This window comes from Nonomuraea sp. NPDC003214 (assembly GCF_053590035.1).
Genome location: NZ_JBSFSX010000004.1, coordinates 33,165 through 51,356, shown reverse-complemented (window position 1 = coordinate 51,356; position 18,192 = coordinate 33,165). Strand labels below are relative to the sequence as shown.

At 73.1% G+C, this 18,192-nt stretch carries 18 protein-coding genes; 6 read left to right on the top strand and 12 right to left on the bottom strand.

Features of this window, described 5'->3' with window-relative positions:
• Positions 1–61: 61 nt before the first annotated feature.
• The gene (pgl, locus tag ACWDXC_RS12660) at positions 62–835 is read left to right on the top strand and encodes a 6-phosphogluconolactonase (RefSeq protein WP_449981093.1); all 774 of its coding nucleotides are present in this window, start codon (positions 62–64) and stop codon (positions 833–835) included.
• On the opposite strand, the gene add is transcribed toward pgl, so the two are convergent.
• Complete coding sequence (gene add, locus ACWDXC_RS12655) at positions 832–1,848, bottom strand: adenosine deaminase (RefSeq protein WP_219509937.1); 1,017 nt, start codon at positions 1,846–1,848, stop codon at positions 832–834. The two genes, pgl and add, sit on opposite strands and share 4 nt — an antisense overlap.
• 94 nt (positions 1,849–1,942) lie before the next feature.
• Here add and ACWDXC_RS12650 point away from each other — a divergent pair, with 94 nt between their 5' ends.
• Positions 1,943–2,713 carry a class I SAM-dependent methyltransferase gene (locus ACWDXC_RS12650; RefSeq protein WP_449981091.1) on the top strand — a complete coding sequence of 257 codons (771 nt, stop codon included), beginning with the start codon at positions 1,943–1,945 and terminating at the stop codon, positions 2,711–2,713.
• 533 nt (positions 2,714–3,246) lie between these two features.
• Here ACWDXC_RS12650 and ACWDXC_RS12645 read toward each other — a convergent pair.
• Entirely contained in the window at positions 3,247–4,026 is a 780-nt protein-coding gene (locus ACWDXC_RS12645; protein ID WP_449981089.1) for a hypothetical protein, read from the bottom strand.
• Between the two features lie 71 nt (positions 4,027–4,097).
• On the opposite strand from ACWDXC_RS12645, the gene ACWDXC_RS12640 reads away from it, so the two are divergent.
• On the top strand, positions 4,098–4,388 hold the full coding sequence (locus ACWDXC_RS12640; protein WP_449981087.1) for a Clp protease N-terminal domain-containing protein: 291 nt from the start codon (positions 4,098–4,100) through the stop codon (positions 4,386–4,388).
• A gap of 86 nt (positions 4,389–4,474) precedes the next feature.
• On the opposite strand, the gene ACWDXC_RS12635 is transcribed toward ACWDXC_RS12640, so the two are convergent.
• Positions 4,475–5,503 (bottom strand): N-acetyltransferase family protein, encoded by a 1,029-nt coding sequence (locus tag ACWDXC_RS12635; RefSeq protein WP_449981085.1) that lies wholly within the window; start codon positions 5,501–5,503, stop codon positions 4,475–4,477.
• 109 nt (positions 5,504–5,612) lie between these two features.
• Between ACWDXC_RS12635 and ACWDXC_RS12630 the strand changes: the two genes are divergently transcribed.
• Complete coding sequence (locus ACWDXC_RS12630) at positions 5,613–7,004, top strand: NAD(P)/FAD-dependent oxidoreductase (protein WP_449981083.1); 1,392 nt, start codon at positions 5,613–5,615, stop codon at positions 7,002–7,004.
• A gap of 27 nt (positions 7,005–7,031) precedes the next feature.
• Positions 7,032–8,639 carry an amidohydrolase gene (locus ACWDXC_RS12625; RefSeq protein ID WP_449981081.1) on the top strand — a complete coding sequence of 536 codons (1,608 nt, stop codon included), beginning with the start codon at positions 7,032–7,034 and terminating at the stop codon, positions 8,637–8,639.
• A 53-nt stretch (positions 8,640–8,692) separates the two neighbouring features.
• On the opposite strand, the gene ACWDXC_RS12620 is transcribed toward ACWDXC_RS12625, so the two are convergent.
• The 5 genes from ACWDXC_RS12620 to gap all read right to left on the bottom strand — a co-directional run bounded on the left by ACWDXC_RS12620 (position 8,693) and on the right by gap (position 12,474).
• Complete coding sequence (locus ACWDXC_RS12620) at positions 8,693–9,037, bottom strand: RNA polymerase-binding protein RbpA (protein ID WP_090942943.1); 345 nt, start codon at positions 9,035–9,037, stop codon at positions 8,693–8,695.
• A 70-nt stretch (positions 9,038–9,107) separates the two neighbouring features.
• Positions 9,108–9,338, bottom strand: coding sequence for a preprotein translocase subunit SecG (secG, locus tag ACWDXC_RS12615; RefSeq protein WP_049564200.1), 231 nt, complete (start codon positions 9,336–9,338; stop codon positions 9,108–9,110).
• A 99-nt stretch (positions 9,339–9,437) separates the two neighbouring features.
• Positions 9,438–10,214, bottom strand: coding sequence for a triose-phosphate isomerase (gene tpiA / locus ACWDXC_RS12610; protein WP_449981078.1), 777 nt, complete (start codon positions 10,212–10,214; stop codon positions 9,438–9,440).
• Position 10,215: 1 nt separating this feature from the next.
• Positions 10,216–11,403 (bottom strand): phosphoglycerate kinase, encoded by a 1,188-nt coding sequence (locus tag ACWDXC_RS12605; RefSeq protein ID WP_364169950.1) that lies wholly within the window; start codon positions 11,401–11,403, stop codon positions 10,216–10,218.
• Positions 11,404–11,469: 66 nt separating this feature from the next.
• Positions 11,470–12,474 carry a type I glyceraldehyde-3-phosphate dehydrogenase gene (gene gap / locus ACWDXC_RS12600; RefSeq protein ID WP_219509925.1) on the bottom strand — a complete coding sequence of 335 codons (1,005 nt, stop codon included), beginning with the start codon at positions 12,472–12,474 and terminating at the stop codon, positions 11,470–11,472.
• 185 nt (positions 12,475–12,659) lie between these two features.
• Here gap and ACWDXC_RS12595 point away from each other — a divergent pair, with 185 nt between their 5' ends.
• Entirely contained in the window at positions 12,660–13,310 is a 651-nt protein-coding gene (locus ACWDXC_RS12595; RefSeq protein ID WP_449981076.1) for a hypothetical protein, read from the top strand.
• Between the two features lie 24 nt (positions 13,311–13,334).
• Here ACWDXC_RS12595 and whiA read toward each other — a convergent pair whose 3' ends face one another.
• From whiA to uvrC, 4 genes are all read right to left on the bottom strand, one after another.
• Entirely contained in the window at positions 13,335–14,315 is a 981-nt protein-coding gene (whiA, locus tag ACWDXC_RS12590; RefSeq protein ID WP_219509922.1) for a DNA-binding protein WhiA, read from the bottom strand.
• A gap of 70 nt (positions 14,316–14,385) precedes the next feature.
• Positions 14,386–15,363 (bottom strand): gluconeogenesis factor YvcK family protein, encoded by a 978-nt coding sequence (locus ACWDXC_RS12585; RefSeq protein WP_357586646.1) that lies wholly within the window; start codon positions 15,361–15,363, stop codon positions 14,386–14,388.
• Positions 15,360–16,229, bottom strand: a complete 870-nt coding sequence (gene rapZ, locus ACWDXC_RS12580; RefSeq protein ID WP_219509921.1) for an RNase adapter RapZ — start codon at positions 16,227–16,229, stop codon at positions 15,360–15,362. Before rapZ ends, ACWDXC_RS12585 begins: the two co-directional genes overlap by 4 nt.
• Positions 16,226–18,127, bottom strand: coding sequence for an excinuclease ABC subunit UvrC (gene uvrC / locus ACWDXC_RS12575; protein ID WP_372455402.1), 1,902 nt, complete (start codon positions 18,125–18,127; stop codon positions 16,226–16,228). Before uvrC ends, rapZ begins: the two co-directional genes overlap by 4 nt.
• Between the last annotated feature and the right edge of the window lie 65 nt (positions 18,128–18,192).

The following is an 18,192-nucleotide window of genomic DNA, read 5'->3' as shown; positions in this document are numbered from 1 at the left end:
CCCGTGCCCGGGCGCCCCCGAGGTGCCCGGGCACGGCCGTATCCATGAAAGGGTGGCGCTCGTGAGCGTTCCCACTGTTGTTGTGCACCGCGACGCCGACGTGCTGGCCAAGGCCGTGGCGGCGCGGATCATCACCCGGCTCGTCGACGCCCAGTCCGCCAAGGGCTCGGCCTCGCTGGTGCTGACCGGCGGCACCGTCGGCATCGCCACGCTGGCGGCGATCCGTGACACGCCGGCGCGTGACGCCGTCGACTGGCGCCGCCTGGACATCTGGTGGGGCGACGAGCGCTTCCTGCCGGCCGGCGACCCGGAGCGCAACGAGACCGGCGCCCGGCAGGCGCTGCTCGACCACGTCGACCTCGACCCCGCGCGGGTGCACGTCATGCAGGGCCCCGACTCGGGGCTGTCGGCGGAGGAGTCGGCCGACGCCTACGCCACGGAGCTGGCCAAGGCCGCCCGGCCGGAGGACCACGGCGCGGCGCCCGCCTTCGACGTGCTGCTGCTCGGCATGGGGCCCGACGCGCACGTGGCGTCGCTGTTCCCCGGGATGCCGGCGCTCTACGACACCCGCGCGGCGGTCGCGGTGCACGGCGCGCCCAAGCCGCCGCCCACGCGCATCTCGCTGACGCTGCCGGTCATCCAGGGGGCGCGTGAGGTGTGGGTGGTCGCGGCCGGCGAGGAGAAGTCGGGCGCGGTCCGGCTGGCGCTGTCGGAGTCGGGGCCCGTCCAGGTCCCGGCGGCCGGGGCGCGCGGCCGGGGCGGCACGCTGTTCCTGCTGGACCGGGCGGCCGCGGGCAAGATCCCGCCGGGCCTGGGCCGCATCGCCTCGCCCTAACGGGCCACCAGGGCGTCGATCTCGCCGAGGAGCGCCTGCTTGCGCTCCTGCGGCAGGTAGCTGGCCCGCACGCCGTTGCGGGCCAGCTCGGCGAGGTCCGCCTCCGCCAGGCCGAAGACGCGGGCCGCGACGCGATACTCGTCGGCCAGCGTGGTGGCGAACATGGGCGGGTCGTCGCTGTTGAGCGTGACGAACAGGCCCTCCTCCAGCATGCGCGGCAGCGGGTGGTCCTCGATGCGGGCGACCTGGCCGGTGCACACGTTCGAGGTGGGGCAGACGTCCAGCGGGAGCTGCGTCTCGCGCAGGTGGTCCACCAGGCGCGGATCGGCGAGGCAGGCGATGCCGTGGCCGATCCGCTCGGCGCCGAGCCCCTCGATGACCTCCCACACGGTCTCCGGGCCGGTCATCTCGCCGCCGTGCGGCACGCTGTGCAGCCCGGCCGCCCTGGCCGCGGCGAACGCGTCACGGTAGGCGTCGCGGTGGGGCGCACGGCTCTGCTCGATCCCGCCCAGCCCGAAACCTACCAAAGCAGCGGGAGGTTCCTGGAGCGCGTGGTCGAGCGTGACCTTGGCCGCCTCCTCCCCGAACTCGCCCGGGATGTCGAAGATGTAGGCCATCTCCACCCCGTGCTCGACGGGCGCCCGGCGGGCCGCGAGGTCCAGCGCCTCGGTGACCTCGCGGGCCGGCATGCCGACGACATGATGGGCGTACGGGGTGACCTGCAGCTCGGCGTAGCGCCCGCCCTGCGCCGCCAGGTCGCGGGCCAGGCCGAGCACGAGCGTGGCGATGTCCTCCGGCTCCCGGACCAGGGCGTTGACCGCGCCGTACACCTGGGCGAAGTGCGGGAAGTCGCGGAAGGTGTAGAAGGCGCGCAGCTCCTCCTCGCTGGTCGGCACCGGGCTGCCGGGGTGGCGGCGCGACAGCTCCAGCACCGTGTCGACGGAGGCGGAGCCGATCAGGTGGACGTGCAGTTCGACCTTGGGCAGTGCGTCGATGAACGCGTCAGGACTCATGCGGACGACCCTAGGCCGCGCCCCGGCCTCGTCTCCAGGCTTACGGGGCGAATATCACATGGATGTGTAAAGTTTTGGCGTTATGCTGTCCGGGGTGACCGATGCCGAAGCTTACGAGCGCGGATTCGCCCGGCTCAGCGCCCACACCGTCGGCCCGCTCCTCGACCGGGCGGGCCTCCCCACCGGACCGGCCGAGCGGCGGGCCGGGGTGCGGGTGCTCGACGCGGGGTGCGGGAGCGGCGTCGTGACGGCCGGGGCGCTGGCGCGCGGGGCCCGCGTGACCGCCTTCGACGCCGACGCCGCGATGGCCGGGCTGGCCGCGCGCCGCCATCCGGAGGCGGAGGTGGTGGTGGCGGCGCTGCCGTCGCTGCCCTTCCGGGACGGGACATTCGACGCCGTAGCCGGAAATTTCATCATCAACCACGCGCCCGACACCGCCGCCGCGCTCCGGGAGCTGCGCCGCGTCGCCCGGCCCGGCGCGGGCGTGGCGCTGACCTGGTGGGAGCCGTCCGAGATGACCGCCACCGGCGTCATCGCCGCCGCCGTCGAAGCCGCCGGCCACCCCTTCGCGTTCCCGCCCCGGCCCCTCGCCGCCGCCGCCGACCCCGGCCGCTTCGCCACGCTCATGCGCCGGGCGGGCTTCACCGGCGTAGCCGTCGACACCCTCCGCTGGCGCCACCCGTTCCACCCGGACGCCTGGCTCGCCGACGTCGTCGCCGCCGGCGGCCCCCGCTTCGGCCCCATCGCCGCCCAGCCCGCCGCCGTCCAGGCCCGCATCCGCGCCGCCTACCACCACCTTGCCGCCCCGTACGTCCCGGACGGCTTCCCCGTCACCGCCCACCTGGCCCACGCCACCACCCCCTGACCCCTGACCCAACGCCCCGCCTCCACGCCCTCCCTGGGACCTCACGCCCCTGGCCCCACCCGCCACCCTGCGCCCGGCGACCTGCGCCCCGCACCCGGCACCCCGCACCCGCACCCCGCACCCGCACCCGCACCCGCACCCGGCACCCGGCACCCGGCACCCGGCACCCGAGGATCGCGCGGCCCGCCGGGACGGCCCTCTTCGGAGGACGGCGGCCTGCCTTGCCTCCACGCCCCCTCCGAAGACCCGCCGCACACACGCGAGCTTCCTCGCCTCGCCCCGCGGCCACCTCCCGCGGGACCTCACGGCACACACGCGGCGGGCCCTCCTGGAGGACCTCGGGCGGCCTCCCCCGCCTCCCCTTGCGGCCACCCTTGGTGTTTCGCCAGGGACGGGGGCGGCGCCGTAGGACGGGGCCGTTGGGCAAGGGCGTTCGGGCGGCCATGGGCGGCGGCCGTGGGGCCGTTGCGGGCGGGGGTCGTGGGGGCCGCTGCGGGCGGGGGTCGTGGGGCGGCTGCGGGCGGAAAGTGCGGTCAGGTGTGGTCGGGGAGGCGTTGGCGGGCGTGGCGTTCTTCGCGGCGGGTGACTTCGAGGCGCTGGGCCGTCTCGGCGAGGCGTTTGCGCGCTTTGGCGAGCTTCGCCTCCAGGCGGGCGACCTTGTCGGCCCGTTCGGCGTGGTCGCGTTCGGCCTCCTCCAGGGCCTGGCTCCACTCGCGGTGGGCCGCCTCGGCCTCCTCGCGCTCCCTGGCCTTCCTGGCCTCGGTCTCGGCCCGGCGGCGCGCCGCGTCGGCCTCGGCCGTCTCGTCCGCCTGGGTGCCGGGTTTGCGGCGGCGGCCAGGGGGGCGGCCGGCGGGGGCGGGCGCCGGGGCGAAGCCGCTGTAGCGCAGCGGCTTGGCGAGCCGGCCGCGCCGCACCTCGTCGGCGGCTCCGGCGTCCACGACGGCGGCGTCGAGCGTCTGGTCCACCTCGGTGGCGGCGGCGGGCGACAGCTCGTCGCGGACCAGCCCGGCGACCCGCCCGGTGACCTCGCCGCGCCGCCGGGTCAGCTCGGCGAGCGCGTCGGCGTCGTGCGCCTGCCAGGCGTCGCGCAGCTCCTGGCCGAGCTCCAGCAGCTCCTCCAGGGCGTCGGGGTGCTCGCGGGAGATCCGGTTGACGGCCCACGCCGACACCGTGGGTTTGCGCAGCTTGCCGATCTCCCGGGCCAGCGCGGCGTCGCCCGCGTCCTTGGCCGCGCGGGCCTCGGCGGTGCGGGCGGCGGTGAAGTCGGCGGGCGCGAGCCCGTACAGCCTGCCGGTGACCTCCTCGAGATCCACACAAGGGGGATACCCCGCCCGGGCTGGTTCGTAGCGCACAGTGGAGGCAGCCCACTCGAACGGAGGCCCCCGTGTTCGAGCGCTTCACCGAGAGCAGCCGCCAGGCCGTCGTCCTCGCCCGGGAGGAGGCGCGGGCGATGCGTCACGGCGCCATCGGCACCGGGCATCTCCTGCTGGGGCTCGTCCGGGAGGGCGAGGGCCCGGCGGCGCGGGTGCCGGCCGAGTGCGGCGTGTCGCTGGAGGGCGTACGGGCCTGCGTGGAGGCCGAGAAGCCGCGCCGGGCGCCGACCCGGACGAGGTACGGCAGCGCGTGCTGGAAGAGGTGGGGCGCCGGGAGCCGCCCGGCGACGCGTCGCCGGTGAGCGCCCCGGAGCTGGCCGGGCGGCTGGCCCGCATCGAGGAGAGCCTGGAGCGCACCGAACGCCATCTCGGCATCCGGCGGACCGGCTCAGACTGACGCCAGCGCCCCCACGGCCAGCCTGGCCTCCACCACGGCGGGGTCCTCGGTGCGGGAGAGCGTGGCGCCGAGGCCGAGCATCAGCCGGCGCATGCGCGCGTTGTCGGCCAGCATCCCGGCCCTGACCTCGGCGTAGCCCAGGTCGCGCGCGGCGCACACCAGCGCCCTGGCCAGGGCCGTGCCCAGGCCGCGCCCCTGCCAGCGGTCCTCGACGAGCAGCGCGAGCTCGGCGATGCCGGGGTCGGCGGTGAACATCAGGCTGGCCAGCGCGACCACCTGCCCGTCGTCGGCCGCCACCACGGAGTGGCCGCGGGCGCGGTCGCAGAGCCGGTCGAACACGCGCGGCGGCAGCTCGGGCATCGAGGTGAAGTAGCGGAACCTGCGCGTCTCGGGCGAGCACCTGTCGTGCAGGTCGCGTACGGCCTCGCGGTAGAGGGAGGTGAGGGGGCGGACGGCGATCTCGGCGCCGTCGGCGAGCCTGACGGGACGCTCGGCCGGCTTGCCGTCGGGGCCGGCCGGCGGCTGGACGAGCCGGGCGAACGCGGCGGCCCTGGCGGCCTCGGTCAGCGTGAAGGGGAGCCCGGCGCGGCGCAGCCGGACCGACCGCCGGGCGGCGACGGGCACCACGAGCCGGGTCGGGTCGGGCAGGTCGGTCGCGGGCTCGCCGTAGATCCACCGGGCGTCGTCGGCGCGCAGCAGCTCGGCGAGCAGCTCGGGCAGCCGCCAGGGCGCGGCCCGCAGCCGGGAGGCCAGCAGCAGCGCCCGGGTGGGCTCGTCGGTCAGCTCGTGGGCGGTGGCGGCGACGACCCGGACGCGGCGCCCGCCCGCCGCCTCCAGGGCCTCGCGCACGTTCTCGGGGGTGGCCGGGATGTCGGCGACGAACTCGTCCACGGTGCCGTCGGCGTCGGGTTGTACGCTCAGGCCGAGGATGTTGCCGCCCCGGGCGGCCAGGGCGGCGGCGAGCGAGGCGAGCCGTCCCGGGCGTTCGTCGACCGTGGTGCGGATGCGCAGGAGTCCCATACGAAGAAGGATGCGGGGTCGCTGTTACGTTGCCGCTAACGTCGTGTTTCCATCACGGAATTCGTGGCGAGATGCGACACCTTCTCCGGATATAGCAGGATATGGCCCCATGAGCGTGCATGTTCCCCTGTCGTCCGGGTTCGTCAATGGCGACGTGTCCTTCTGGTACCGCTCCTCGGGCGTTCCCGCCCCCGGTCCCAGGCTCGACGGCGACCGCGAGGCGGACGTCGTCATCGTCGGCGCCGGCTACACGGGGCTGTGGACGGCCTACTACCTCAAGCGGGCCCGCCCGTCGCTCGACGTGGTGGTGCTGGAGCAGGAGTTCGCCGGGTTCGGCGCCTCGGGCCGCAACGGCGGCTGGCTGACGGGCGACCTGGCGGGCTCGCACGCGCGCTACGCCCGCACCCACGGCCGCGACGCCGCCCGGCGGCTGCAGCGGGAGATGTTCTCGTCGGTCGACGAGGTCATCGCGGTGTGCGAGAAGGAGGGCATCGACGCCGACATCGTCAAGGGCGGCGTCGTCAACGTGGCCCGCTCCACCGCGCAGGCCGCCCGGCTGCGCGCCTCGGTGGCCGAGTCCCGCGCCTGGGGCATCACCGAGAAGGACCTGCGCCTGGTCGACCCGGACGCCCACCTCAGGGTGGCGGGGGCCGTGAGCGCCACCTGGAGCCCGCACTGCGCGCGCATCCAGCCCGCCAAGCTGGCCCAGGGCCTGGCCCGGGTGGTGCGCGACCTCGGGGTGACGATCTACGAGCGCACGCCCGTCACCCGCATCGCGCCGCACCGGGCGGAGACGCCGTACGGGACCGTGCGGGCCGGGCACGTGCTCCGGGCCACCGAGGGGTTCACCGCGCGGATGGAGGGGCTGCGGCGGCAGTGGCTGCCGATGAACAGCTCGATGATCGTCACCGAGCCGCTGCCTGCGTCGTTCTGGGAGTCGGTCGGCTGGGAGGGCGCGGAGTTGCTCGGCGACCTGGCCCACTACTACATGTACGCCCAGCGCACCGCCGACGACCGCATCGCGTTCGGCGGGCGCGGCCGGCCCTACCTGTACGGCTCGCGCGTCGACGCCCGCGGCCACACGCACGAGTGGACCGTCGAGGCGCTGTGGGACCTGCTGGTCGACTTCTTCCCGGCGGCCCGCTCGTCCTCCGTCGCCCACGCCTGGTCGGGCGTGCTGGCGGTGCCGCGCGACTGGTGCTCGACCGTCCACGTGGACCCGGCGACCGGGCTCGGCTGGGCGGGCGGCTACACCGGCCACGGCGTCACCACCACGAACCTGGCCGGCCGGACCCTGCGCGACCTGGTGCTGGGCGAGCAGACGGAGCTGACGGCGCTGCCGTGGGTGGGGCGCAAGGTGCGCGCGTGGGAGCCCGAGCCGCTGCGCTGGCTGGGCGTGCACAGCATGTACCGCCTCTACCGGATGGCCGACCAGCGGGAGCGGTCGATGCCGCGCACCTCGGTCCTGGCCCGCTTCGCCGACCTGATCACCGGTCACTGACCATCCCTGCCAGATAGGAGATCTTCCATGAGCGTGCTGTTCCGGGGCGGGCGCGTGTTCACCGCGACGGGCGCTTTCGCCGAGGCGGTGCTGGTGCGCGACGGCGTCGTGGCGGCCGTGGGCACCGAACGGGAGCTGGCCCGGCTGGCGCCCTCCCACGAGACGGTGGACCTCGGCGGCGGCCTGCTGGTGCCGGGCTTCACCGACGCCCACCTGCACCCGGTGCAGGCGGGGCTGGAACGCGCCAGGTGCGACCTGGCCGAGGTGTTCGGGCTGGACGCCTACCTCGCGGCAGTCCGTGCGTATGCCGGCGCCAATCCCGGCAAGGAGTGGATCGACGGCGGCGGCTGGGACATGTCGGCGTTCCCGGGCGGGCTGCCCCGCAGGGAGCAGCTCGACTTCCTGGACCGGCCCGCCTACCTGATCCAGCGCGACCACCACGCCGCCTGGGTCAACAGCCGGGCGCTGGAGCTGGCCGGGATCACCCGCGACACGCCCGACCCGGCCGACGGGCGGATCGAGCGCGACCCCGACGGCACCCCGACGGGCGTGCTGCACGAGGGCGCGATGGACCTGGTGGGACTGCTCACGCCCCGCCCGACTGCCGCCGACCTGGACGCCGCGCTGGCCGAGGCCGAGGCGCACCTGTTCTCGCTGGGCATCACCGGCTGGCAGGACGCCATCGTGGGCTCGTACGCGGGCTCCGACGACCAGTTGCCCACCTACCTGTCGGCGGCCCGCTCAGGGCGGCTACGGGCCCGCGTGGTGGGCGCCCTGTGGTGGGACAGGACCCGCGGCCTGGACCAGATCGAGAGCCTGGTGGAGCGCCGGGCGTCGGCCGAGGGCCTGGACCGGTTCGCGGCCGGCTCGGTCAAGATCATGCAGGACGGCATCACGGAGAACTTCACCGCCGCCACCCTGGAGCCCTACTGCCGCTGCGGCGGCACGGGACTGTCGTACGTGGACCCGGTCAAGCTGAAGGAGTACGTGGCCGAGCTGGACCGGCTGGGCTTCCAGGTGCACTTCCACGCGATCGGCGAGCGGGCGGTGCGCGAGGCGCTCGACAGCTTCGAGGGCACCGATCCGGCCAACCGTCACCACATCGCGCACCTGCAGATCATCGAGCCGTCGGACGTGCCGCGCTTCGCCGCGCTGGGCGTCACGGCCAACCTGCAGCCGCTGTGGGCCACCCATCACGCGCAGATGGACGAGCTGACGCTGCCGTTCCTGGGCGAGCCGCGCTCGTCGTGGCAGTACCCGTTCGCGGACCTGCTGGCGCACGGCACCCGGTTCTGCGCGGGCAGCGACTGGCCGGTGTCGGACGCCGACCCGCTGCAGGGCATGCACGTGGCCGTCAACCGGACCGAACCGGGCGGTTCGGTGCACGCGGGCTACCCGACGGCGCAGACGCCGTTCCTGCCCGATCAGCGCATCGACCTGGCGACCGCGCTGACCGCGTACACGGCGGGCTCGGCGTGGATCAACCGCTCGCCAGCCGGGGTGATCGAGCCGGGCCGCCCGGCCGACCTGGTGGTGCTCGACCGCGACCCGTTCACGCTGCCGGAGAAGGACATCTGGACGACGCGGGTGCGGATGACGTTCGTCGACGGCGTCGCCGTCCACGAACGGGCCTGAACGACGAAAGGGCCCCGGCGGGAGAACCGCCGGGGCCCTTTCACGTCAGCCCACTACCAAGGGGACTTGTTGTTGCGCAGGCGCTCCAGCGCTTCCTCGAGGATCGCCTTGCCGTCCTTGTCGCTCCGGCGCTCCTTCACGTAGGCCAGATGCGTCTTGTACGGCTCGTTCTTCGGCGGAGCAGGCGGGGCCTCCTCGTCCTGGCCGGCCGGGAGGCCGCAACGCGGGCAGTCCCACAGCTCGGGGACCGCCGCGTCGCTGGCGAAGCTGGGGCGCGTCTCATGCATGTTGGCGCACCAGAACGAGACCCGCACTCTCGGAGCTGCCTCGCCGCGCTCGGCCTCCCCCATAGGGCCGGCGCCGACACGGCTGCCACGGATCGCGTTGCCACTACCCACGGATGAACTCCTCGCTCGATCGCCCCGTGTGACACGGGGGGAGAATCACTGTCACGCGTTGTCGTTTGCCTCAGGGCCTGACGAGCAGACCCAGAGCGATGATGCAGACGAACCAGACGACGCCCGTGATGACGGTGAGCCGGTCGAGGTTGCGCTCCACCACCGAGGAACCACCGAAGTTCGACGAGAAACCGCCGCCGAACATGTCAGACAGGCCGCCACCCTTGCCCTTGTGGAGCAGGACGAGCAAGATCATGAGCAGGCTCGTCAGGATGAGGGCGATGGAGATTCCGAGTTCCACGGTATGCCTGTTCCTTCAATGGTCTGGTACGCGTGACGATTCAAACTTGCCTCTTGAGGGTACGGCCTCGTGTCAAGTCGCACCCCCAGAACGGCTGAGTTAGCCGGGCATATCGGTGAAACGGCAGATCTTCACGAACTCCGCGGCGTCGATACTGGCCCCTCCCACGAGGGCGCCGTCGACATCCGGCTGAGCCATGATCCCTGCGATGTTTCCCGACTTGACCGAGCCACCGTAAAGGATACGGACCGCCGAGGCCACTTCGGGGTTGTAGAGCTCCGCGAGTCGCACCCGCAGCGCCCCGCAGACCTCCTGGGCGTCCTCGGGGGTGGCCACCTCGCCGGTGCCGATCGCCCACACCGGCTCGTAGGCCACCACCATCGATTGTGCCTGCTCGGCGGAGACCTTGCGCAGGGCTCCGTCGAGCTGGGCCAGCGTGTGGGCGATGTGACCGCCCGCCTGGCGCACCTCCAGGCCCTCGCCCACGCACAGGATCGGCGTCAGCGAGTGGCGCAGCGCGGCCAGCACCTTGGCGTTGACCAGGTCGTCGTCCTCGTGGTGGTACTGCCGCCGCTCGGAGTGGCCGACGGCGACGAACGTGCACCCCAGCTTGGCGAGCATCACGCCCGACACCTCACCGGTGTAGGCGCCCGCGTCGTGCGGGGACAGGTCCTGGGCGCCGTGCACGATGCGCAGCTTGTCGCCGTCGATGAGCGTCTGCACGCTGCGCAGGTCGGTGAACGGGGGCAGGACGGCCACCTCGACGCGGTCGAAGTCCTTGTCGCCGAGCGCGAAGGCCAGCTTCTGGACCAGCGCGATCGCCTCGAGGTGGTTGAGGTTCATCTTCCAGTTGCCGGCGATGAGCGGCTTTCTCAAGTCAGTCCTCCAGGGCGGCGAGTCCGGGGAGCGTCTTGCCCTCCAGATATTCAAGGCTGGCCCCGCCCCCGGTGGAGATGTGGGAGAAGCCGTCCTCGGGCAGGCCCAGCTTACGCACCGCGGCCGCCGAGTCGCCGCCGCCGACCACGGTGAAGGCGTCGGCTCCGATCAGGGCCTCGGCCACCGCCCGGGTGCCGCCGGAGAACGCGTCGAACTCGAACACGCCCATCGGGCCGTTCCAGAAGACGGTCTTGGCGTCGGCCAGCTTGGCGGCGAACAGCTCGCGGGTCTCGGGCCCGATGTCGAGGCCCTCGCGGTCGGCCGGGATGGCCGTGGCCGCGACCGCCTCATGAGGGGCGTCGGCGGCGAAGTGCGTGGCCGCCAGCACGTCGACGGGCAGCACCAGGTCGACGCCGCGCCGGCCGGCCTCGTCGAGGAAGCCGCGCACCTGGTCGAGCTGGTCCTCCTGCAGCAGCGACCCGCCGACCTCGTGGCCCTGGGCCTTGAGGAAGGTGTAGGCCATGCCGCCGCCGATGAGCAGCCGGTCGACCTTGGTCAGCAGGTTGGCGATGACGCCGAGCTTGTCGCTGACCTTGGCGCCGCCGAGCACGACCACGTAGGGGCGCTCGGTGTCCTCGGTGAGCCGCCTCAGCACGTCCACCTCGGCCACGACCAGCCCGCCCGCGGCGTGCGGCAGCAGCGCGGGCACGTCGTAGACGCTGGCGTGCTTGCGGTGCACGGCGCCGAAGCCGTCGCCGACGTAGAGGTCGGCGAGCGCGGCCAGCCTCTCGGCGAACGCGCGGCGGGCCGCGTCGTCCTTGGACTCCTCGCCCGGCTCGTAGCGCAGGTTCTCCAGCAGGGCCACCTGGCCCTCCTGGAGGCCCTGCACGGTGGCCTGGGCGCTGTCGCCGACCACGTCGGAGGCGAAGGCCACCTCCTGGCCGAGCAGCTCGCCCAGGCGGGCCGCGACGGGCCGCAGGGAGTATTTCGGGTTGGCCTCGCCCTTGGGCCGCCCCAGGTGGGCGCAGACGACGACCTTCGCGCCGCGTCCGGCCAGCTCCTGGATGGTGGGCACCGACGCGCGGATGCGCCCGTCGTCGGTGATCGTCTCGCCGTCGAGCGGCACGTTCAGGTCGGCGCGCACCAGCACGCGCCGTCCCTTCACATCGAGATCGTCGATCGTCCGCAACTGTGCTCCTTCTGCGGAGGCGCGCGGGCCGCCCGGACGGACGGCCCCGCTTCGCTCCGGAATCGGTCAGATGTCCGCGCCCACCAGCTGGATGAGGTCGACGAGGCGGTTGGAGTAGCCCCACTCGTTGTCGTACCAGCCGACGACCTTGACCTGGTTGCCGATCACCTTGGTGAGGCCGGCGTCGAAGATGCAGGAGGCCGGGTCGGTGACGATGTCGGAGGAGACGATCTCGTCCTCGGTGTAGGTCAGGACGCCCTTGAGCGGGCCCTCGGCGGCGGCCTTGAGCGCGGCGTTGACCTCCTCGACGGTGACGTCGCGGCCGACCTCGACGGTCAGGTCGGTGGCCGAGCCCGTGGGGATCGGCACGCGCATCGCGAAGCCGTCGAGCTTGCCCTTGAGCTCCGGCAGCACCAGGCCGATCGCCTTGGCGGCGCCGGTGGAGGTGGGCACCACGTTGAGCGCGGCGGCGCGGGCGCGGCGCAGGTCCTTGTGCGGGCCGTCCTGCAGGTTCTGGTCCTGCGTGTAGGCGTGGATGGTGGTCATCAGACCCTTCTCGATGGTGAAGGTGTCGTGGATGACCTTGGCCATCGGGGCCAGGCAGTTGGTGGTGCAGGAGGCGTTGGAGATGATCGTGTGCTGGGCCGGGTCATAGGAGTCGTGGTTGACGCCCATGACGATGGTGACGTCCTCGTTCTTCGCCGGGGCGGAGATGATGACCTTCTTGGCGCCGTTCTCGGCGTGCACCCGGGCCTTGTTGGCGTCGGTGAACAGGCCGGTCGACTCGACCACCACGTCGACCCCGAGGTCGCCCCACGGCAGCTTGCCCGGGTCGCGCTCCTCGAACACCTTGATGGCCTTGCCGTCGACGGTGATCTCGTCGCTGGAGGCCTTCACCTCGTACGGCAGGCGGCCCAGGATGCTGTCGTACTTGAGCAGGTGGGCCAGCGTCGCGTTGTCGGTCAGGTCGTTGACCGCGACGATCTCGATGTCCTTGCCACTGGCGGCGACCGCGCGCCAGAAGTTGCGACCGATGCGGCCGAAGCCGTTGACGCCTACGCGGATGCTCACGGAACCGATCTCCTCGTACGTGATGACGGGCTGATACCTCAACCCTCGAACCCTATCGGAACCAAATTGGTTTAGACCACTGCCACCCCCGCCTAGAGAATCGAGGTTCGGTAAGCACAATTTGTGAGGTTCGAGTAAAGTGCCCGACTCGTCGGAGTAAATTCAGGCATTCTCTGGGGGCTGAGATGTCACAACACCGATCCGGCCTGCTGTCCGGCCTGATCATCGGCTTCATCGCGATGCTGCTGTGCGCGGCCGGCGTCGCGGCGGCTTTCCTCTACGGCGACCGCATTCCCGAGGCCGTGCGAACCTTCGGCGACGGCGTCCCGCTGCTCGCCGGGATCGCCCTGGTCGCCGGTCTCCTGGTCGGCGCGGCGATCTGCCTGATCCGCCCGCGCGCCCTCGTGCTCCCGCTCGTGGCGGCGCTGTACGGGGGCGGGGCCGTCGTGGCCGGCGCGATCGCGAGCACGGCGGCGGTCCCCGGGTATTTCGCCTACACGCCGGCCTCGGAGCCGTCGAAGCCATCGCTGCCCACGCTCGAGGCGTTCCTGGCAGCCCTGCCCGACGCCGCCGCCCTCGTCTGGCCGCAGCTGTATCGGTCGTGGCAGGTCCCCGCGGTGGTGGCCGCCGCGGCCCTGCCCGCCTTCCTGCTCGTCCTCGTACGCGTCCTGCGCCTGCGCAGGAAGGCCAGGGCGGCGGCGGCCGACGAGAAGCCCGAGAAGCCCGAGGAGGGGGAGGAGCCCGAGTACCGGGCTCCCTTCGAGCCCCTGCAGGCGGCCAAGCCGGCCACCACCCCGCCCAGCCTCTTCACGCCGCCCGACCGCGACGCGACGTGACCCGGCGGTCCCGTACGGGGGACGTCAGGAGGAGAGCATCTCGACCGTGAGATTGGCCTCGGTGTTGGGGATGCCGAGGTCGGAGGCGCGCTTGTCGGCCATGGCGAGCAGCCGCCGGATGCGGCCCGCGATCGCGTCCTTGGTCAGCGGCGGGTCGGCGATCTGGCCGAGCTCCTCCAGGGACGCCTGCTTGTGCTCCACCCGCAGCCGCCCGGCCACCACGAGGTGGTCCGGCGCCTCGTCGCCGAGGATCTCCAGGGCGCGCTGCACGCGGGCGCCGGCGGCGACGGCGGCGCGGGCCGAGCGGCGCAGGTTGGCGTCGTCGAAGTTGGCCAGCCGGTTGGCGGTCGCCCGGACCTCGCGGCGCATCCGCCGCTCCTCCCAGGCGAGCACGCTGTCGTGGGCGCCGAGACGGGTGAGCAGGGCGCTGATGGCGTCGCCGTCGCGGACCACGACCCGGTCGACGCCGCGCACCTCGCGCGCCTTGGCGTGGATCTTCAGCCGCCGGGCCGAGCCGACCAGGGCCAGCGCCGCCTCCGGGCCGGGGCAGGTGACCTCCAGCGACATCGACCGGCCCGGCTCGGTGAGCGAGCCGTGGGCCAGGAACGCGCCGCGCCAGGCGGCCTCGGCGTCGCAGGCCGCCCCCGCGACCACCTGCCGGGGCAGGCCGCGCACGGGCCGTCCGTGGTTGTCGATCAGCCCGGTCTGGCGGGCCAGCGCCTCGCCGTCGCGGTAGACGCGGACCACGTAACGTGATCCCTTGCGCAGCCCGGCCGGCGCGAGCACCAGCACCTCCGCCTTGTGGCCGAACACCTCGCCGATGTCCTTGATGAGCCGCCGCGCGGTCGCGTTGGTGTCGAGCTCGGCCTCGATCACGATGCGCCCGCCCACGAGGTGCAGGCCGCTGGCGAAGCGCAGCAGCGTGGACACCTCCGCCTTGCGGCAGCAGGGCTTGAGCACCGGCAGCCGGCTCAGCTCGTCCTTGACCACACCCGTCATTGCCATAAGCGTTTAGTCCTCCCCCATCAGACCGGTCCTAGCAGTCTCTCGCACCTTCTCGCCACGCCGACCAGGATCAACGCTTCTGGAGGAAAATCTCGTCCAGGACGGAGGCAAGACGTCGTGCATCGTGCCTCGGCGAGCCGTCACGGGCGGCGACGTCGGCCAGGACCAGCCGGGCGCCGAACGCGGCGGCGGCCTTCTCCAGCGCGGCGGGGTCGTCGACCACGCCGGTGTCGGCGAGGACGACGTCGAGGGACAGCTCGGGGGCGTGCCGCCGCAGGACCTCCAGGTGCTGCTGGGGGGAGAAGTCGTCGGTCTCGCCCGGCTGCGGCGCGAGGTTGAGCGTGACCAGCCTGCGGGCCTCGGTGCGGTGGAGCGCGCGGGCCAGCTCGGGCACCTTGAGGTGCGGCAGCACGCTGGTGAACCACGAGCCGGGCCCGAACACCACCCAGTCGGCCTCCAGCACCGCCTCGACGGCCTCGGGCCGCGCGGGCGGGTCCTCGGGCACCAGGGAGATGGCCCGCACGCGGCCGGGCGTGAGCGCGCACGCCACCTGGCCGCGCACGGTGGAGACGACGCCGTCGAGCTCCACCTCGGCGACGATGTCGAGCGGCACCGAGGCCATCGGCAGCACCCGGCCGTGCGCGCCGAGCAGCCGGCCCACCCAGTCGAGCCCGGCGACGGGATCGCCGAGGAGCTCCCACAGCGCGACGATGAGCAGATTGCCGACGGCGTGGCCGTGCAGCTCGCCCTCGCTGCGGAAGCGGTGCTGGACGACCTCGCTCCAGGTGCTGCCCCACTCGTCGTCGCCGCACAGGGCGGCCAGCGCCATGCGCAGGTCGCCGGGCGGCAGCACGCCCAGCTCGCGGCGCAGCCGGCCGCTGGAGCCGCCGTCGTCGGCGACGGTGACGATGGCGGTCAGCGCGTCGGTCACCGCGCGCAGCGCCGACAGCGCGGCGTAGAGGCCGTGACCGCCGCCCAGCGCCACGACCCGCGGGCCCGTCTCTAAGTCGATGCCGCTCAGCGGATCGGCGAAGCCCTCATCCGTCACTCCCGGCCCACATCCCGGTGGCTGACCTGGACCTCCATGCCCCGGTCGCGCAGCCGGGAGGCGACCTGCTCGGCCATGGCGACGCTGCGGTGCTTGCCGCCGGTGCAGCCCACGGCGAGCGTGGCGTAGCTCTTGCCCTCGCGCGAGTAGCCGCCGGCGATGACGCGCAGCACCTCCTCGTAGGCGTCGAGGAACTCCTTGGCGCCGGGCTGGCCGAGCACGTAGTCGCGGACGGGCGCGTCGGTGCCGTTCATCGGCCGCAGCTCGGGCACCCAGTGCGGGTTGGGCAGGAACCGGCAGTCGACGACCAGGTCGGCGTCGACGGGCAGGCCGTACTTGTAGCCGAAGGAGACGACGTTGACCCGCAGGCCCGGCCGGTCCTCGCCGCCGAAGTAGGCCACGATCTTGTTGCGCAGCTCGTGCACGTTGTGGGCGCTGGTGTCGATGACGAGGTCGGCGTTGGCCCGCACCTCGCGCAGGATGCCGCGCTCGCGGGTGATGCCGTCGACCAGCCGGCCCTCGCCCTGCAGCGGGTGGGGGCGGCGCACGGCCTCGAAGCGGCGCACCAGCTCCTCGTCGCTGGCCTCCAGGAACACCACGCGCACCCGGACGCCGCGGCCGAGCAGCTCCTCGATGGCGGCGTTGAGGTCGGTGGTGAACGCCAGGCTGCGCACGTCGACGACGGCGGCCACCTTGTCGGCGGCCAGCTTGACCTTGCCCGCCTCCTCCGCCATGGCGAACAGCAGCCCCGGCGGCAGGTTGTCGATGACGAACCAGCCGAGGTCCTCCAGGGCCTTGGCGGCGGTGCTCCGCCCGGCCCCCGACATGCCGGTGACGATGACGAACGCCGGCTCGGTGGACTTCACTGACTCTCCCCCTTCAGGGTCGACACGATCACCTCGGCGGTGGCCGGGCCGATGCCCGGGACTTCGCGGATCTCGTCCGCGGTGGCCTCGCGCAGCTTCTTGACGGAGCCGAAGTGCCGGAGCAGGGCCTGGCGGCGAGCCGGGCCGAGACCGGGCACGCTGTCGAGCGCGCTCTCCTTCACCGTCTTGGACCTCTTGGCTCGATGGTAGGTGATGGCGAACCTGTGCGCCTCATCTCTGACCCGTTGTAGCAGGTAGAGGCCCTCGCTGGAACGCGGCATGATGACCGGCTGGTCGTCGCCCGGCAGCCACACCTCCTCCAGCCGCTTGGCCAGCCCGGCGACGGCCACGTCGTCGATGCCGAGCTCGTCGAGCGCCCGCTGGGCGGCGGCGGCCTGCGGCCCGGCGCCGTCGACGACGACGAGGTTGGGCGGGTAGGCGAACTTGCGTGGCTTGCCCGTCTCGGGGTCGATGGGGCTGTGCGCGTCGTCGTCGGCCGCCAGCTCGCCCGTGGCCGAGCGCTCCTCCAGGTAGCGGCGGAAGCGGCGCAGGATGACCTCGTGGATGGAGGCGACGTCGCCTTCCTTGGTCTTGACGGCGAAGCGCCGGTATTCGGACTTGCGGGCCAGGCCGTCCTCGAACACCACCATGGACGCCACCACGTTCTCGCCCTGCAGGTGGGAGACGTCGTAGCACTCGATGCGCAGCGGCGCCTGGTCGAGGTCGAGCGCGTCGGCGATCTCCTGCAGGCCCTTGCTGCGCGTGGTGAGGTCGCCGGCGCGGCGGACCTTGTGCTGGGCGAGCGACTCCTTGGCGTTGCGCTCGACGGTCTCCATGAGCGAGCGCTTGTCACCGCGCTGCGGGACGCGCACGTCGACACGGGCGCGGCGCTGCTCTGACAGCAGCTCGACGACGGCCTCGGCGTCGGGCGGCAGCGCCGGGACGAGCACCTCGCGGGGCATCGACTCGGGGCTCGCCTCGGCGTACATCTGCAGCAGGAACTGCTCGACGAGCTCGCCCGGCGAGGTCTCCTCCACCTTGTCGACGACCCAGCCGCGCTGGCCTCTGATGCGCCCGCCGCGTACGTAGAAGACCTGGACGGCGGCCTCCAGCGGGTCCTCGGCGAGCGCCACGACGTCGGCGTCGGTGCCCTCGCCGAGCACGACCGCCTGCTTCTCCAGCGCCCGCTGGAGCGCCTGGATGTCGTCGCGCAGCCGGGCGGCGCGCTCGTACTCCTGCTCGGCGGCGGCCTCGCGCATGTCCTTCTCCAAGCGCTTGATGAAGCGCCCGGTGTTGCCCGCCATGAAGTCGCAGAAGTCCTCGGCGAGGTCGCGGTGCTCCTCGGGCGTGACGCGGCCGACGCACGGCGCCGAGCACTTGTCGATGTAGCCGAGCAGGCAGGGCCGGCCGATCTGCCCGGCCCGCTTGAACACCCCGGCGCTGCAGGTGCGCACCGGGAAGACGCGCAGCAGCAGGTCGACGGTCTCGCGGATGGCCCAGGCGTGGGAGTAGGGGCCGAAGTAGCGGGTGCCCTTGCGCTTGGCGCCGCGCATGACCTGCACGCGCGGGAAGTCCTCGCCCATGGTGACGGCGAGGTAGGGGTAGGACTTGTCGTCGCGGTACTTGACGTTGAAGCGCGGGTCGTACTCCTTGATCCAGGAGTATTCGAGCTGCAGCGCCTCGACCTCGGTGCCGACGACGGTCCAGTCGACGCCGGCGGCGGTGGTGAGCATGCTCTGGGTGCGCGGGTGCAGCGTGGAGAAGTCGGCGAAGTAGGAGTTGAGCCGCTGACGCAGGCTCTTGGCCTTGCCGACGTAGATCACCCGGCCGTGGGGGTCGCGGAACCGGTAGACCCCGGGGGAATCGGGGATCGACCCTGACTTCGGCCGGAAACTCAAGGGGCTGCCCGCTGATCTCGCCACGTTTCCAGCCTAGTGGCCGCCACCGACAAGCTCACCCGCCG

Bases quoted from the DNA above. Each gene is read 5' to 3' on its own strand.
- add (WP_219509937.1), bottom strand. From the start codon at position 1,848: ATGAGTCCTGACGCGTTCATCGACGCACTGCCCAAGGTCGAACTGCAC.
- ACWDXC_RS12635 (WP_449981085.1), bottom strand. From the start codon at position 5,503: ATGGGACTCCTGCGCATCCGCACCACGGTCGACGAACGCCCGGGACGG.
- ACWDXC_RS12595 (WP_449981076.1), top strand. From the start codon at position 12,660: ATGTCACAACACCGATCCGGCCTGCTGTCCGGCCTGATCATCGGCTTC.
- whiA (WP_219509922.1), bottom strand. From the start codon at position 14,315: ATGGCAATGACGGGTGTGGTCAAGGACGAGCTGAGCCGGCTGCCGGTG.
- ACWDXC_RS12625 (WP_449981081.1), top strand. From the start codon at position 7,032: ATGAGCGTGCTGTTCCGGGGCGGGCGCGTGTTCACCGCGACGGGCGCT.
- ACWDXC_RS12630 (WP_449981083.1), top strand. From the start codon at position 5,613: ATGAGCGTGCATGTTCCCCTGTCGTCCGGGTTCGTCAATGGCGACGTG.